Origin of the sequence: Parabacteroides leei (assembly GCF_023369805.1) — a bacterium.
GTDB classification, from domain to species: domain Bacteria; phylum Bacteroidota; class Bacteroidia; order Bacteroidales; family Tannerellaceae; genus Parabacteroides; species Parabacteroides leei.
Map to the genome: position 1 here is coordinate 235,567 of NZ_JAMBQG010000002.1, position 14,235 is coordinate 249,801.

The window sequence follows — 14,235 nt, forward strand, 5'->3', positions numbered from 1 at the left end:
AAAGATCAAAAGGAAATGCGAAAGCTCTGGAAATTAGAAGGAAAATATGATAAATAAATGAGTAAAAACGATTTAATTGTAGTAAAATGAAAAAGAAGAATTATTTTTTATGTGCACTTGCAACTTTGTTGTTTGCTGCGTGTAGTGAAGACAGTGCCATTACAGATGATGGCATAGTTACAAACCCTAAAGGCGATGCATGGGTTGCCCTAAACATTTCAACTCCGTCGGCAGTTAGATTTCGTGGGTTGAATTCTGATGATAAACAAGATGGTACGGAAGAGGAATCGGGTATCACTACTGTTCGGGCAATTTTCTTCGATGCCGCTGATAATGTGACAGACGATGTGCAGTTGACTGCTGCTGAGGCTGGTAATCCGGGACAACCCAATGGAGGTGTAAGCGATCCTTTTCAGGTGTCTGCAAGTTCGACACGTATTCTAATTGTGGCGAATCCTGGCGCAGATTTCCCTATTCATCCGATTAATAGTGGAACTAATTATAGCATAGTTAATGCTGCACTTTCTGTTACAGATGGAGATGTCAGCACAAACGTTGCTAAAAATGGAAGTTTTATGATGTCGAACGCTAAAGGAAGCCTGGAACCATCCAATTCGGATGGAACCGATGCTACTCTGAAACTGTATAAGACGAAAGAGTTGGCTAGTGGTAGTCCGCTTGCTGTCAATATTGATCGTGTAGTATCTAAGGTTCGCGTATATATTGAAACGATCAGTGATATAGCAACAGTATCTAACCCGTTCTGGGTATTGAACGTTACGAATAAAAAGTTTTTCCCGGCATCCGAAAGAACCTTGACCTGGAATGAAGATAGTAGTAATCCGGATGCACGTGGTACATGTATTACTCCTTTTGATCAATATAAGATCGGTTCATACAGAAAAGATCCGAACTATGACAGTAGTAATCAAAATACAACAGACTATGTAGTTGTAAGCGATGACTCGAAAATCACGAATGCACCGGGAGCCAGCCAGTATTGTCTTGAAAATACCCAGACGGCAGATTATAACGAACAGCAATATACAACACAGGTATTGCTGAAAGCAAATTTTGTACCGAAGAAATATGCACAACCTAATAGTACGGACTCACTAGATGCTGAAGTTGGTGGCGATTGGATCAAAATTAATAGCGGATTTTACACCTTTACCAGTTTAAAGAAATGGATCGAAGCTGAGTTGAGGTATAAATACGATAATGACGGAAATGCAAAACCTTCGGTAACAACTATTCTTACTGATGCCTTGAATGCTTATCTGGATGCTAAGGTAGAGGGGGCAGTGCCTCTTCAAGATACTGGTGTCGATGTAGATGATTTAGTTCTTGCATTCAATGCCAAGATCGATGCTATCAAGGGGAAAGGTGCCGGATCGGTAGGAGCCTTCAATTATTATGCCGGAGGTCTTAATTATTATAAAATCATTATTAAGCATGATGATACGGATAAAGCATCTAACGAATTAGGTGAATTTGGTGTAACCCGTAACTCTGTCTATGATATCAAAGTAACCAAGTTTAAGAATCCCGGATATCCGGAAATTCCGACACCAGGTACAGATCCGGATGAAGAAGACGGTTCATACCTGGCTATCCAGATCAATGTTAATCCTTGGACCTGGTATACTCAGACTGAGGAATTATAATCCCAGACTTATCGGTTCGATCTGTTTGTATGACCCACCGTTAACACCGGTGGGTACTTATCTATAATTTCACCCCGATGAAACTAATTATTCCTCTTCAATAAATATTAATTGGAAAAGAAAGAAAACATGAAGCTAAAGAGCCTTATACGTTACATTGCATTAAGTCTTTTTTTAGTGGGTTCACTGATAATGACCTCTTGTGGTGTGTTTGACGAAGATTTGCCGGAGTGCCGTTTATTCGTTAAATTCAAGTATGACTATAACATGCTTTTTACAGATGCATTCCATACACAGGTAGATAAAGTAGAACTTTATGTATTTGATAAGTATGGAAAGTTTCTGTTCAAACAAGCAGAAGAAGGTTCTGTGTTGGCAACCGGCGATTATCTGATGCCTGTGGTACTACCTGTCGGAGAGTATCGGTTCATGGCATGGGCTGGCGCGCATGACTCGTATGATATTGCTCCATTGCAAACGGGGGTCTCCGATGTTTCAGATTTGAAGTTGCGTTTGAAGCGGGAAGAGTCTCTTATTATAGATGAGGAGCTTGAACCGTTGTGGTATGGAGAGATCACCCAGGTTGATTTTACCGGAACGATCCACCAGACGGAAGTGATCGATCTGATAAAGGATACTAACAAAGTCCGGTTTGTTTTCCAGGGGGCGACTGAAGATGCCTGGGGAGTGAATATGAATGACTATGATTATGAAATTGTAGAATCGAACGGTTATCTGGCGCACGACAATTCTTTGTTGGAGGATGATATACTCAGTTTTCGTCCTTATCATATGGAACAGAAGAACCTGGCGGCAGCCACGATCGAATTGAATACAATGCGTTTTGTTGAAGATCGGGATGTCCGTTTTGTTGTCACAGATAAAACAACCGGGCAGAAAGTGTTCGATATAAACTTGACGGATTTTTTGGCAATGACCAAAATAGAAGGATACAATATGAGTGTTCAGGAGTATCTAGACCGCGAAAGTGAATATAAAATCATCTTTTTCTTTACCGAGAGAGATCCGTGGCTGGCAATGCAGATCAATATCAATGGATGGACGTGGTACTTCCAAACGGAAGGAGGTTTACAGTAAACTTGGCGGATATCGGCCTGGATCTTAGACGCGTTGCTGTAAATGACATGTATTGTACCGGTCGGTTTGAATTGTTTCGGAAAAAGCAAATTTGTTTGGCTTTGTTCTTTTTTAAGTCGTTATTTTTAAGTCTGATGTGTGGTATCAGAACCGGATTTCTCAGGTTAATTGATTGAAAAGCAAGATCTTTGTATAGGATAAATGATACGGGACATATGCCCCGTAATCATGTTTTGTTTGTAATGAAGATACTCACCTGTAAAATCAGGTAAGTTTAATATTAATACTAGTGTGGATTCCAGGGGGCAGTGATGTTCTCTGGAATTATTATTTGTATGAATTTGTAGTCATAATAAAAAGGGCTGTTCCGGCAGAAAAAGCCCTTTTATCAATTTTATTTATAGCTGTTTACTTAACTTGGTCGGCTAATTCTGCACCAGCCTTGAATTTAACCGATTTGCGTGCAGCAATTTCGATTGGTTGTTTTGTCTTCGGGTTGACTCCTTTGCGAGCTGCTTTTTCTGCAACAGAAAAAGATCCAAAACCTAAAAGGGCTACTTTGCCACCTGCCTTTAATTCCTGAGATACTGTTTCAACGAAAGCTTCGACAGCTTTTTTCGCATCAGTTTTGCTTAGACCGGATTTTTCCGATACAGCTGAGATAAATTCTGTTTTGTTCATGATGGTTTGATAATTAATATGTTAAACAATTCTTGCGATAGCCTAAAAGTCGGTTCAAATGTAGTTTTAATTTAATATTCTGCAAAGGAAAAATCTGTTTTTTTTATTGATTTACTATGTTTTAGTACTATTTGGCGGAAAAACAATCAAAATATATTTACCTTTGCCGCAAATTGATATGTATATGATGAATCAAAATGGCTCGGGGTTCTTGAATAGTATACCGCCGGTTACAAAAAACCTTATCATTATTAACCTCCTTTTTTGGGTAGCCAGCCTGGCGTTGCCGAAGATGGGGATCGATCTGGTGCAGATTTTAGGTTTGCACTTTCCGGGTGTAAAGGATTTTTATCCGTTTCAGTTTGTTTCTTACATGTTTATGCATGATACGCGTTCCTTCGGACATGTTTTCTTTAATATGTTCGGGGTATATATGTTCGGACGTGTCCTTGAAAATGTCTGGGGGCCGAAGCGTTTCCTTACTTTTTATTTGGTGACAGGTATTGGAGCCGGTATTGTGCAGGAGTTGGTTTGGGCTTATTCGATCCAGTCTTTTGCCAGTGCCAACGGCCTGACGCTTTTCGAGCTGGTGAAGATGGATCCGTCGCTGAATATGATGATTACGATCGGAGCTTCAGGGTCTGTGTTCGGTATTTTGTTGGCATTTGCCATGCTATTCCCGAATGTGCCGTTATTTCTGATGTTCATACCGATACCTATAAAGGCTAAGTATTTTGTTGTATTTTACGGGTTGGCAGAACTGTTTATGGGTGTTTCCAGTTTTGGGGGAGACACGGTGGCACATTTCGCCCATTTAGGCGGTATGTTGTTCGGTTATTTTATGGTTCGCTACTGGAAAAAGAAAGACGCAGGCAATGGAAAGTATTTTTACTAATCTGAAGAATACGTTCCGGGCAGGGAATATACTGGCAAAGCTTATATATATTAATGTAGGGCTTTTTATCCTGATCCGGTTGACGGGGGTGATCTTTCTTCTTTTCAATATTCCCGGAATCTCTTTTCTGCAATATCTGCAGATGCCTTCATCCCCTGAGCTGTTATTATACCGGCCTTGGACGGTTATCACATATATGTTCACCCATTTCGATTTCCTGCATATTTTATTTAATATGTTGTGGTTATATTGGTTTGGCGGATTATTCTTGAATTTCTTCAGCGAACGGCAATTGGGAGGATTGTATCTGTTGGGGGGTATTGCGGGTGCGGTTCTGTTTATGCTGGCCTATAATATTTTTCCATATTTCCAGACGGTGGCATCTTCCAGTTATCTGATGGGGGCTTCCGCTTCGGTCATGGCTATTGTTTTTGCCGTTTCATTTTACCGGAAAGACCTGGAGATTAATTTATTCCTGATAGGACGTATCAAACTGATTTATTTGCCCCTGTTTACCTTTGTGATTGATTTGTTGGCTATTACTTCCGATAATGCCGGTGGCCATATCGCTCATATTGGAGGAGCTTTGTTCGGGATCTGGTTTGCAATGCGTATTAAGGAAGGAAAGGATCTGACTGCTCCGATGAATCGTTTGTTGGACTGGGTAGTGAATCTGGGGAAGAGAAAGCCGAAGATGAAAGTGACATATAAACGTGCTGAAACGGATTACGAGTATAATGCTCGTAAGAACCGGGAGTCGGCCGATCTCGACGCTATTCTGGATAAATTGAAACGTTCCGGATATGAAAGTCTTTCTGCCGATGAAAAAAGACAATTATTTGATGCAAGCAAAAAATGAGTGAAGGCCTGAAAACACTAAGACTATTGTTCAAATCATTGTTCGTACTGGCCAATGTATTGGTTGTTGTGCTGTTTGTCACTTCAGCTTACTCGGATCGTGTGTCTCCGGATACAGCTCTTGTTTTTTCTTATCTGGGGTTGGTCTTTCCCATTTTATGCGTCTTGAATCTCTGTTTTGTTCTCTATTGGTTGTTCCTGTGGGAGTGGCGCTTCCTATTGATCGGGCTAAGTGCTTTCCTTATTTGTTGGGGACCGGTAAAGAAGTATTTTCCTTATCACACCCATGTTAAAGACATTCCGAAGGAGAATACGTTGAAAGTGCTGACTTATAATGTGATGGGGTTTGCTTATAAGGACCATACCAAAGAATCGCCTAATAAGATTGTGCAATATATAGCCGATTCAGGAGCGGATATTGTTTGTTTGCAGGAATATGCAGTCAGCAGATCAGATAAGTTTCTGACTTCTCAAAAATTATATAAAGCGCTTGATATGTATCCCTACCGTTCGATAATTCCTATCAGTTCGTCGGGTTATATGAATTTTGGCATTGCGGTATTCTCTAAGTATCCGATTTCAAACTCACGCAGGATAAAATACGAGAGCGAATCTAATGGATCGTCTGTTCATGAGCTGAATGTGAATGGAAAAAAGTTGACATTGATTAATAATCACCTCGAATCATTTAAGTTGACGATGGAAGATCGAAGCCGTTATACAGCATTTATCAAGAACATTGGGGCAGATACTTTCGACGGTATAAAAGGAGCTTTGGAACAGAAGCTAGGACCGGCTTTCAAAATACGGGCCAGACAGGCAGATGCGGTAGGTTCTGAAGTCGAAAAGGCTAAAGGCGATTATATCCTGATTTGTGGTGACTTCAACGATACGCCGATTTCTTATGCTCACCGGACTATCCAGGGGCCATTAGTCGATTCTTTTGCTGAATCCGGTCGGGGGATGGGGGTGACGTATAACCAGAATATGTTCTTGTTTCGTATAGATAATATTCTGCATTCTCCGAATATGAAGTCTGTGAATTGTACTGTCGATAAGATTCGTTATTCAGACCACTATCCTTTGTGGTGTTATCTGACAATGGAAGACTAAAAAAGGAGACACCTTTACAGGTATCCCCTTACATATATTATATAGCATAATATTCTTAATCCTCTTGTGTTGCATCAAATACCTCTCCGAACAGATTTTCAGCAAAAAAGAAAGTGGCGTTACAGAATAACAGAGGGTCTTTAATAACGGAAATAGTGTTTGACTTTCCGTTGTTGGCTATAACATTCTCTGCAGGATAGGTTTTGAACTTCTTCTCATTTTTCGGATCGTACTGATAAGAGATATCCGTCAATTCGATGTTATACTTTTCATCATAACAGTATATTCTCATTTTATACTTGACGATCGTTTTGTCTGTGTCGTTCAGAAGTAACTCCACCTTTGAATTTACATTGATTGTTCCTTTCGACTTGCTGGACGTTACGCTCGACAGGAAAACATCCTTGCCGTAATTTTTTCTGGCCCACTTGTCGATGGCATTGAACAATTCGCCTTTTTTCATTCCCTCAGCATCGACTTCATCACTATAGCATACTTTCCCTTCTTTCATGGGGGCGCATGATTCTACAGAACCTTTGTGTCCCTGGGCTATCGCTAGCAAGGGACACATCAGTATCAACAGAAACAGTATATTTTTTGTTGTTTTCATGATTATCTGATCCATACGTTAATGATTTCACCGATAATGATTTTTTGTGTTCCTTCGGTTGATTCCCCTTGTTTGACACACTGAATCATAAACCAGGTTTCCGGTTCATCCTGTTTGGTGAAAGAAATTGTATAGAAATCGTTGTCTTTAATTGCTTTATATACTTCGCTGTCCGGGCTGATAGAGATAGATGCAATATTCTTTCCGAACATTTTACCCATCTCTTTCCAGGTGGCATAATGTTCTACCAGACTTTCATTATCGCCGGGAGTTACCTGCATCTTGCTTTCCGGCAACATGTTCAGCAGTGTCGACGGGATCTTGTCCGGTTCGAATGCGCTCAGTCCCTGACATACTTCGATGTTGTTAACAGGCGCTTTAGTTATTTGTTGTGCGGGAACTGTGGCTGGAACTGTTTGTTGTTGTACAGGAGCTGCCGCATAAGCCGGAGTGATAACACCAGCCGGTTGGATACCAAAGGCTGCATCTGCACTCTTGAACATTTCGTCTGCTAAATCGATCGTTTTGCGGCGGAATTTGCCGTTACCACGGTTCAGTTTATCTTTTTTCTTGTTCAATGCAAATTTGTCAGTGATCCACTCTTCTGCAGTATATTTTTCCGGCTCACGCTGATAGGATACATTGTATTCATAACGGATACCGGTCATTTTGATTTTTGCTGTATTATTTTCGCATTCGATCGTTACGCGATAATTTATTAATGAACGGTCCAGCGACAGTGCTGTGCTCTGGAATACCAGGTATTCTTCGCCTACAGCTGCGATATCGCCTTTGTCTTTATCTGAATAAACCAGGCGGCGTCCGTCTTCACTGAAATATTTCTGTGCCCACGAATACATAATATCGTAAATCTGATCCTTCGAAAGGGAGGGCATACTTATCTCTTTGGAAAATACAACTTTGCCGTCATCTTCAGTTACAGCACCGGCTAAATACTTCTGGTCCTCCTGGGCTATCAGCAGGGAAGGAATGAATAAAAAGAATAATAAAAGCTGTTTCATGGTGAATTCTGTGTTTTTTTATGGGCAAAGATATATAATTGTACTTGAAATTAACTATGAGAGTGACAAATAATTAATCATATTGCTATATGACAAAGAAAAAAAAGCCTATATTTGCACCCTGTGAAAAAACGAAAATAAATAATGTAATAACATAAACTCAAGATTCAAATGCAAAACAAGGGATTTGTAAAGGTCTTCGCAGTGTTACTTACGCTTGTATGTTTGTTCTATCTATCGTTCTCATTTGTAACAAGATATTACAACAATAAAGCCGCTGAGTATGCAGGAGGGGATCCGTCGAAAGAGAGTCTTTATTTGGACTCATTATCTACTCAGAAGGTATGGTTGGGCTATACGCTCAAGCAGTGCCGTGAAATGGAAATTAGTTTAGGACTTGACCTGAAAGGCGGTATGAACGTCGTTCTGGAGTTGAATGTGGCCGATGTAATCCGTTCGCTGTCAAACAACAACCAGGATGAAAACTTCAATAAGGCTTTAACTTCAGCTTATGCTCGCCAGGCAACCAGTCAGAGAGACTTTATTGACTTGTTTGCAGAAGAGTACAAGAACCTGGACAGTGGAGCACGTTTGTCTGCCATTTTCAGTACGTTTGAGTTGAAAGACAAGATTACTCCTCAGAGCACGGATGCTCAGGTTGTTTCTGTATTGAAAGAAGAGTTGAAAAGTGCTATCGATAACTCGTTTAACGTATTACGTACCCGTATCGACCGTTTCGGTGTAGTTTCTCCGAACATTCAACGTCTGGAAACAGCTGGTCGTATCCTGGTGGAACTTCCGGGTGTGAAAGAACCGGAACGTGTTCGTAAATTGTTGCAGGGTAGTGCTAATCTGGAATTCTGGGAAACTTATCAGTTACCGGAAGTGTATCAGCAGCTGGTTGCTGCCGATAATATTCTGGCAACAGTATTGAAAGAACACAATGACGAAGCTTCTGCTACTGAAACAGAAACTGTTTCTACTGACGGTGCTGAAACGACTGTAACGGAAACTGCAACTGTTGATGAAAGTGCAAATACTAACGAAGCCGATTCTCTGTTGGCTCAGATCGCTCAGGATAAACCGGAAGCTCAGGCTAACCAGTCGATGGAAGAGTTTGCAAAACAGCATCCGTTGTTTGCATTGCTGCAGATCAACCAGTACAACGGTCAGTTAGGTCGTGGCGCTTCTGTGGGTGTGGCTAATGTGAGAGACATTCCTAAGATCAACGAATACCTGGCAATGAAGCAGGTAAAAGACGTATTGCCCCGTAACCTCTCTTTGAAATGGGGTGTTAAGGCAATCGATGAGAAAGAACAATATTTCGAATTATATGCTATCAAGGTTACTAACCGTGACGGTTCACCTGCCTTGGGTGGCGATGTGGTGACTGACGCTAACGCTGACTTCGTTCAGCAGGTAGGTCGCTCAGAACAGCAGGTTAGCATGAGCATGAACGCAGAAGGAGCTAAAGCATGGGCTCGTCTGACAAAAGAAAATATAGGTAAATCTATCGCTATCGTTTTGGATGATATGGTTTATTCAGCTCCGAACGTAAACGATGAAATTACCGGAGGACGTTCTTCTATCACAGGTCATTTCACTCCGGAAGAAGCGAAGGACTTGGCAAACGTATTGAAATCAGGTAAGATGGCAGCTTCGGTACATATCGTACAGGAAGACGTTGTCGGTCCGTCACTGGGTCAGGAAGCTATCAGCTCCGGTGTTATCTCGTTTGCTCTGGCTTTGATCCTGTTGATGGTTTATATGTGTGCATTCTACGGAATCATTCCGGGTCTGATTGCAGACGGTGCGCTGGTTTTGAACATCTTCTTCACAATGGGTATCCTTGCCTCTTTCCAGGCAGTACTTACTTTGCCGGGTATCGCCGGTATGGTGTTGACGCTGGGTATGGCGGTCGATGCGAACGTGTTGATCTACGAACGTACAAAAGAAGAACTTCGTGCTGGTAAATCGTTAGGCAAGGCTATTGCCGATGGTTATAGCAACGCGTTCTCTGCTATCTTCGACTCCAACTTAACATCTATCATTACCGGTGTCGTATTGTTCTACTTCGGTACAGGTCCTATCCGTGGTTTCGCAACTACCATGATCATCGGTCTGTTCGCTTCTTTCCTTACAGCAGTCTTCTTGACTCGTATCGTTTATGAAGCATTACTGGCTAAGGATAAACTGAAGAATGTAACATTCGTAACTTCAATTACAAAAGACCTGTTGACTAATCCGAAAGTCAACTTCTTGGGTGCCCGTAAAGTAGGTTATATTATTCCTGCTGTTATCATCCTGCTGGGAGCTATCTCTATGTCAACAATCGGTTTGAACAATGGTATCGACTTCACCGGTGGACGTAACTATATCGTTCGTTTTGACCAGGATGTGAAGACAGACGAAGTTCGTAATATGTTGGATGAAAAATTGGACGGCGCTGTAAGTGTTATCACTATCGGTACTCCGGATCAGGTTCGTATCTCTACCAACTATAAGATTGATGATGCAGACCCGGCAGTAGACCAGGAAATCGAATCTCTGTTGTTCGAAGGCGTTAAAACATTGCTTCCTGCAGATGCAACACTGGAGCAGTTCACGACTACTTATATCCAGAGTTCACAGAAGGTAGGACCGAGTATGGCCGACGACATCAAGAACAGTGCCATTATGGCCGTTATCTTTGCTATGTTCTGTATGGCTGCTTATATCCTGCTTCGTTTCCGCGACTGGTCATTCTCTGTAGGAGCATTTGCTTCAGTTGCAGTAACAACATTGTGTATCATTTCTTTCTATACATTATTATGGAAGTTGTTACCGTTCTCTATGGAAGTCGACCAGACGTTTATTGCGGCTATCCTGACGATTATCGGTTACTCGATCAATGATACCGTGGTTGTATTCGACCGTATCCGTGAAACGATCGGTCTGTATCCGAAACGCGACCGTTACCAGGTGATCAATGATGCTTTGAACTCTACATTGTCTCGTACATTCAATACATCATTAACTACATTGGTTGTTGTACTTTGTATCTTTATCCTCGGTGGTAGCACAATCCGTAGCTTTACGTTCGCTATCCTGCTGGGTATCGTAGTCGGAACATATTCAACATTGTTTATCGCGACTCCGATTGCATACGAAATACAGAAAAGAAAGATCAATAAGAAAGCAGCTGCCGAATTAGCGAAATAAGAAGCAGTTACGATAAGATAAGGAAGAGGCTGTCTAGTTTTAGGCAGTCTCTTTTTGTTTTTATTATGCTTCTAAACATATATGTGAAATTGCTCAAACGTAAGGAAATAATTACCTTGTAGGCCACTTATAGGATGTTTTTCTGACAGATTGTAAGTAATAGATAAATGTCATCAGTTATGCAAATACATCTTGGTCGCCAATTACCGGAATATCCTTCTTTTGTTGCCGGTATCCGCCGCGCTCCTGATCGCGGCTATACGCTTACGCCTACACAAACCGAAACAGCATTGAAAAATGCTTTAAGGTATGTACCTAATGAACTTCATGCAACGTTGGCTCCCGAATTTATGGAGGAACTTCTTACCCGTGGAAGGATATACGGATATCGTTATCGTCCCGAGGGAGACTTGAAAGCACGTCCGATTGAAGATTATAAGGGGAATTGTCTGGAAGGGAAAGCTTTTCAGGTGATGATAGATAACAATCTCTGTTTCGATATTGCCTTGTATCCGTACGAATTGGTTACTTATGGCGAAACCGGGCAAGTTTGTCAGAACTGGATGCAATACCGGCTTATCAAGCAGTATCTGGAAGTAATGACACAGGAACAGACATTAGTTATCGAGTCAGGTCATCCTTTGGGATTGTTCCGGTCGAAGCCGGAAGCTCCCCGGGTTATCATCACGAATTCGATGATGGTCGGTTTGTTCGACAACCAGAAAGACTGGCATATTGCTGCCCAGATGGGAGTGGCTAATTATGGACAGATGACAGCCGGAGGATGGATGTACATAGGTCCGCAAGGAATCGTTCATGGTACGTTCAATACGCTATTGAATGCCGGGCGCCTGAAATTGGGCATCCCGCAAGATAAAGACCTTAGAGGCCATCTTTTTGTCTCTTCCGGATTGGGCGGTATGAGCGGGGCACAACCGAAAGCAGCGGTTATAGCCGGAGCAGCCTGCATTGTTGCCGAAGTCGACTTTTCACGTATCGAGACACGGCGTTCACAAGGTTGGGTACAGCTGGTTACAGCCGATAAAGCGGAGGCCTTCCGTTTGGCGAAGAAAGCGCAGGCTGCGAAAGAGCCTCTTTCGATAGCCTTTCATGGCAACATTGTCGACCTGCTGGAATATGCCGGAGCGGAATCTGTTCATATCGACTTGTTGAGTGACCAGACATCCTGCCATGCCGTCTACGAAGGTGGTTATTGTCCGGCAGGAATCAGTTTTGAAGAGCGGACACGGCTGTTGTCGGATGATCATGATAGGTTTTGTACTTTAGTCGATCAGTCGTTATGCAGGCATTATGAGATAATAAAGAAGCTGGTGGCCTCAGGTACCTATTTCTTCGATTACGGCAATTCATTTATGAAAGCGATTTACGATGCCGGAGTGAAAGAAATATCCAGGAACGGAATAGATGAAAAAGACGGTTTTATCTGGCCTTCTTATGTGGAAGATATCATGGGGCCTGAACTGTTCGATTATGGTTATGGACCTTTCCGCTGGGTATGCCTGAGCGGTAAACATGAAGATTTGATAAAAACAGACCATGCGGCAATGGATTGTATCGATCCGGAACGCAGGGGGCAAGACCGGGATAATTACAACTGGATACGCGATGCCGAAAAGAACCGGCTGGTAGTCGGTACGCAAGCCCGTATCCTGTATCAGGATGCCGAAGGGCGGTTGAAGATCGCTCTCCGCTTTAACCGGATGGTACGTGATGGTGAGATAGGCCCTGTTATGTTAGGCCGCGACCACCACGACGTAAGTGGAACAGATTCGCCTTTTCGTGAAACTGCGAATATTTATGACGGTAGTAACGTAATGGCCGATATGGCCGTACAATGTTTTGCCGGAAATGCCGCGCGTGGAATGAGTCTGGTTGCTCTTCATAACGGTGGAGGAGTAGGAATCGGTAAGGCTATAAACGGCGGTTTCGGTATGTTGCTTGACGGAAGCGAGCGGGTGGACGAAATATTACGTTCTGCCATGCTGTGGGATGTCATGGGAGGTGTGGCACGCCGGTCATGGGCCCGTAACCCGCATGCAATCGAGACCTGTGAAGTATTTAATAAGAAAAATGAAGATCAGTATCATATAACGATTCCTTATATTCCACAGGAAACGTTGATACACCAAATAGTAGAGACCTCTTTAAATACCTGAAGTTATGAGTAGTTGGAGTAAGATAATGGAATGTGTTCCCAATTTTAGTGAAGGAAGAGATTTGGGAAAGATAGAAAAAATAGTAGAGCCATTCAGAGCCAGACAGGGAGTAAAATTGTTAGATTATAGTAATGATGAAGATCATAACCGTTTGGTGGTAACCGTGGTCGGTGAACCCGGGGCATTGAAAGCTGCTTTGCTGGAAGCTGTGGGACAGGCTGTAGCATTGATAGATCTGACTTGTCACACCGGACAGCATCCGAGGATGGGAGCTGTCGATGTCGTACCGTTTATTCCTATAAAAGGATGTACGATGGAGGAAGCAGTCGGTTTATCGAAGGAGGTAGGCGAACAGATCGCAACTTTGTATGATGTGCCTGTATTCCTTTATGAAAAGTCGGCTTCGGCCCCTTACCGTGAAAACCTGGCAGCTGTCAGGAAAGGTGAGTTTGAAGGAATGGCGGATAAGATTAAATTGCCGGAATGGCAACCGGACTTTGGTCCGGCCGAACGCCACCCGACAGCTGGAGCCGTTGCTGTAGGCGCACGCATGCCACTGGTAGCTTATAATGTGAATCTCGGTACGGCAAATCTGGAAATAGCCAGCGATATCGCGAAGAAGATCCGTTTTATAGGCGGTGGCCTGCGTTATTGCAAAGCTATGGGAGTAGAGCTGAAAGAGCGCGGAATCACACAGGTATCCATAAACATGACCGATTATACACGTACGGCCCTGTACCGTGCATTCGAACTGGTCAAGGTGGAAGCACGGCGTTATGGAGTGCCGGTGGTTGGAAGTGAGATAATCGGATTGGTTCCGATGGAAGCATTGATCGATACGGCATCTTTTTACCTGGGGTTGGAGAACTTTTCGATGAACCAGGTGTTAGAAGCCAGAATAATGGAATAAAAC

The 14,235-nt window shown here is 42.6% G+C and carries 11 protein-coding genes; 8 read left to right on the top strand and 3 right to left on the bottom strand.

What is annotated here, in order from left to right; all coding sequences use genetic code 11:
* The first annotated feature begins 86 nt into the window (after window positions 1-86).
* A complete protein-coding gene (locus tag M1P97_RS04690) occupies window positions 87-1,667 on the top strand; it encodes an Mfa1 family fimbria major subunit (protein ID WP_249388520.1) in 1,581 nt (526 codons plus the stop codon).
* Between the two features lie 129 nt (window positions 1,668-1,796).
* Complete coding sequence (locus M1P97_RS04695) at window positions 1,797-2,765, top strand: FimB/Mfa2 family fimbrial subunit (RefSeq protein WP_249388606.1); 969 nt, start codon at window positions 1,797-1,799, stop codon at window positions 2,763-2,765.
* Between the two features lie 408 nt (window positions 2,766-3,173).
* Here the strand turns inward: M1P97_RS04695 and M1P97_RS04700 are convergent, their stop codons facing one another.
* Window positions 3,174-3,446: an HU family DNA-binding protein gene (locus M1P97_RS04700; RefSeq protein ID WP_195374148.1), complete on the bottom strand. Its 273-nt coding sequence runs from the start codon at window positions 3,444-3,446 to the stop codon at window positions 3,174-3,176.
* A gap of 184 nt (window positions 3,447-3,630) precedes the next feature.
* Here M1P97_RS04700 and M1P97_RS04705 point away from each other — a divergent pair, with 184 nt between their 5' ends.
* From M1P97_RS04705 to M1P97_RS04715, 3 genes are read left to right on the top strand one after another with little or no spacing between them, the layout of a single operon-like run.
* Window positions 3,631-4,341 (top strand): rhomboid family intramembrane serine protease, encoded by a 711-nt coding sequence (locus M1P97_RS04705; RefSeq protein ID WP_195374149.1) that lies wholly within the window; start codon window positions 3,631-3,633, stop codon window positions 4,339-4,341.
* The gene (locus M1P97_RS04710; protein ID WP_249388521.1) at window positions 4,322-5,200 is read left to right on the top strand and encodes a rhomboid family intramembrane serine protease; all 879 of its coding nucleotides are present in this window, start codon (window positions 4,322-4,324) and stop codon (window positions 5,198-5,200) included. Before M1P97_RS04705 ends, M1P97_RS04710 begins: the two co-directional genes overlap by 20 nt.
* Entirely contained in the window at window positions 5,197-6,312 is a 1,116-nt protein-coding gene (locus M1P97_RS04715) for an endonuclease/exonuclease/phosphatase family protein (RefSeq protein WP_249388522.1), read from the top strand. The genes M1P97_RS04710 and M1P97_RS04715 overlap by 4 nt, the downstream gene beginning before the upstream one ends.
* 55 nt (window positions 6,313-6,367) lie before the next feature.
* Here the strand turns inward: M1P97_RS04715 and M1P97_RS04720 are convergent, their stop codons facing one another.
* Window positions 6,368-6,937 (bottom strand): DUF4468 domain-containing protein, encoded by a 570-nt coding sequence (locus M1P97_RS04720; protein ID WP_249388523.1) that lies wholly within the window; start codon window positions 6,935-6,937, stop codon window positions 6,368-6,370.
* Entirely contained in the window at window positions 6,925-7,944 is a 1,020-nt protein-coding gene (locus M1P97_RS04725; RefSeq protein ID WP_195374153.1) for a DUF4468 domain-containing protein, read from the bottom strand. The genes M1P97_RS04720 and M1P97_RS04725 overlap by 13 nt, the downstream gene beginning before the upstream one ends.
* 171 nt (window positions 7,945-8,115) lie before the next feature.
* On the opposite strand from M1P97_RS04725, the gene secDF reads away from it, so the two are divergent.
* The 3 genes from secDF to ftcD all read left to right on the top strand — a co-directional run bounded on the left by secDF (window position 8,116) and on the right by ftcD (window position 14,232).
* The gene (secDF, locus tag M1P97_RS04730) at window positions 8,116-11,145 is read left to right on the top strand and encodes a protein translocase subunit SecDF (RefSeq protein WP_249388524.1); all 3,030 of its coding nucleotides are present in this window, start codon (window positions 8,116-8,118) and stop codon (window positions 11,143-11,145) included.
* Window positions 11,146-11,324: 179 nt separating this feature from the next.
* A complete protein-coding gene (locus tag M1P97_RS04735; protein WP_195374155.1) occupies window positions 11,325-13,322 on the top strand; it encodes a urocanate hydratase in 1,998 nt (665 codons plus the stop codon).
* 4 nt (window positions 13,323-13,326) lie between these two features.
* Window positions 13,327-14,232 carry a glutamate formimidoyltransferase gene (ftcD, locus tag M1P97_RS04740; protein WP_195374156.1) on the top strand — a complete coding sequence of 302 codons (906 nt, stop codon included), beginning with the start codon at window positions 13,327-13,329 and terminating at the stop codon, window positions 14,230-14,232.
* The last annotated feature ends 3 nt before the right edge of the window (window positions 14,233-14,235 follow it).

What these genes read in the sequence shown, in the direction of transcription:
- M1P97_RS04690 (WP_249388520.1), top strand. Translation starts at nt 87, where the DNA reads ATGAAAAAGAAGAATTATTTTTTATGTGCACTTGCAACTTTGTTGTTT.
- M1P97_RS04695 (WP_249388606.1), top strand. Translation starts at nt 1,797, where the DNA reads ATGAAGCTAAAGAGCCTTATACGTTACATTGCATTAAGTCTTTTTTTA.
- M1P97_RS04700 (WP_195374148.1), bottom strand. Translation starts at nt 3,446, where the DNA reads ATGAACAAAACAGAATTTATCTCAGCTGTATCGGAAAAATCCGGTCTA.
- M1P97_RS04705 (WP_195374149.1), top strand. Translation starts at nt 3,631, where the DNA reads ATGATGAATCAAAATGGCTCGGGGTTCTTGAATAGTATACCGCCGGTT.
- M1P97_RS04710 (WP_249388521.1), top strand. Translation starts at nt 4,322, where the DNA reads ATGGAAAGTATTTTTACTAATCTGAAGAATACGTTCCGGGCAGGGAAT.
- M1P97_RS04715 (WP_249388522.1), top strand. Translation starts at nt 5,197, where the DNA reads ATGAGTGAAGGCCTGAAAACACTAAGACTATTGTTCAAATCATTGTTC.
- M1P97_RS04720 (WP_249388523.1), bottom strand. Translation starts at nt 6,937, where the DNA reads ATGGATCAGATAATCATGAAAACAACAAAAAATATACTGTTTCTGTTG.
- M1P97_RS04725 (WP_195374153.1), bottom strand. Translation starts at nt 7,944, where the DNA reads ATGAAACAGCTTTTATTATTCTTTTTATTCATTCCTTCCCTGCTGATA.
- secDF (WP_249388524.1), top strand. Translation starts at nt 8,116, where the DNA reads ATGCAAAACAAGGGATTTGTAAAGGTCTTCGCAGTGTTACTTACGCTT.
- M1P97_RS04735 (WP_195374155.1), top strand. Translation starts at nt 11,325, where the DNA reads ATGCAAATACATCTTGGTCGCCAATTACCGGAATATCCTTCTTTTGTT.
- ftcD (WP_195374156.1), top strand. Translation starts at nt 13,327, where the DNA reads ATGAGTAGTTGGAGTAAGATAATGGAATGTGTTCCCAATTTTAGTGAA.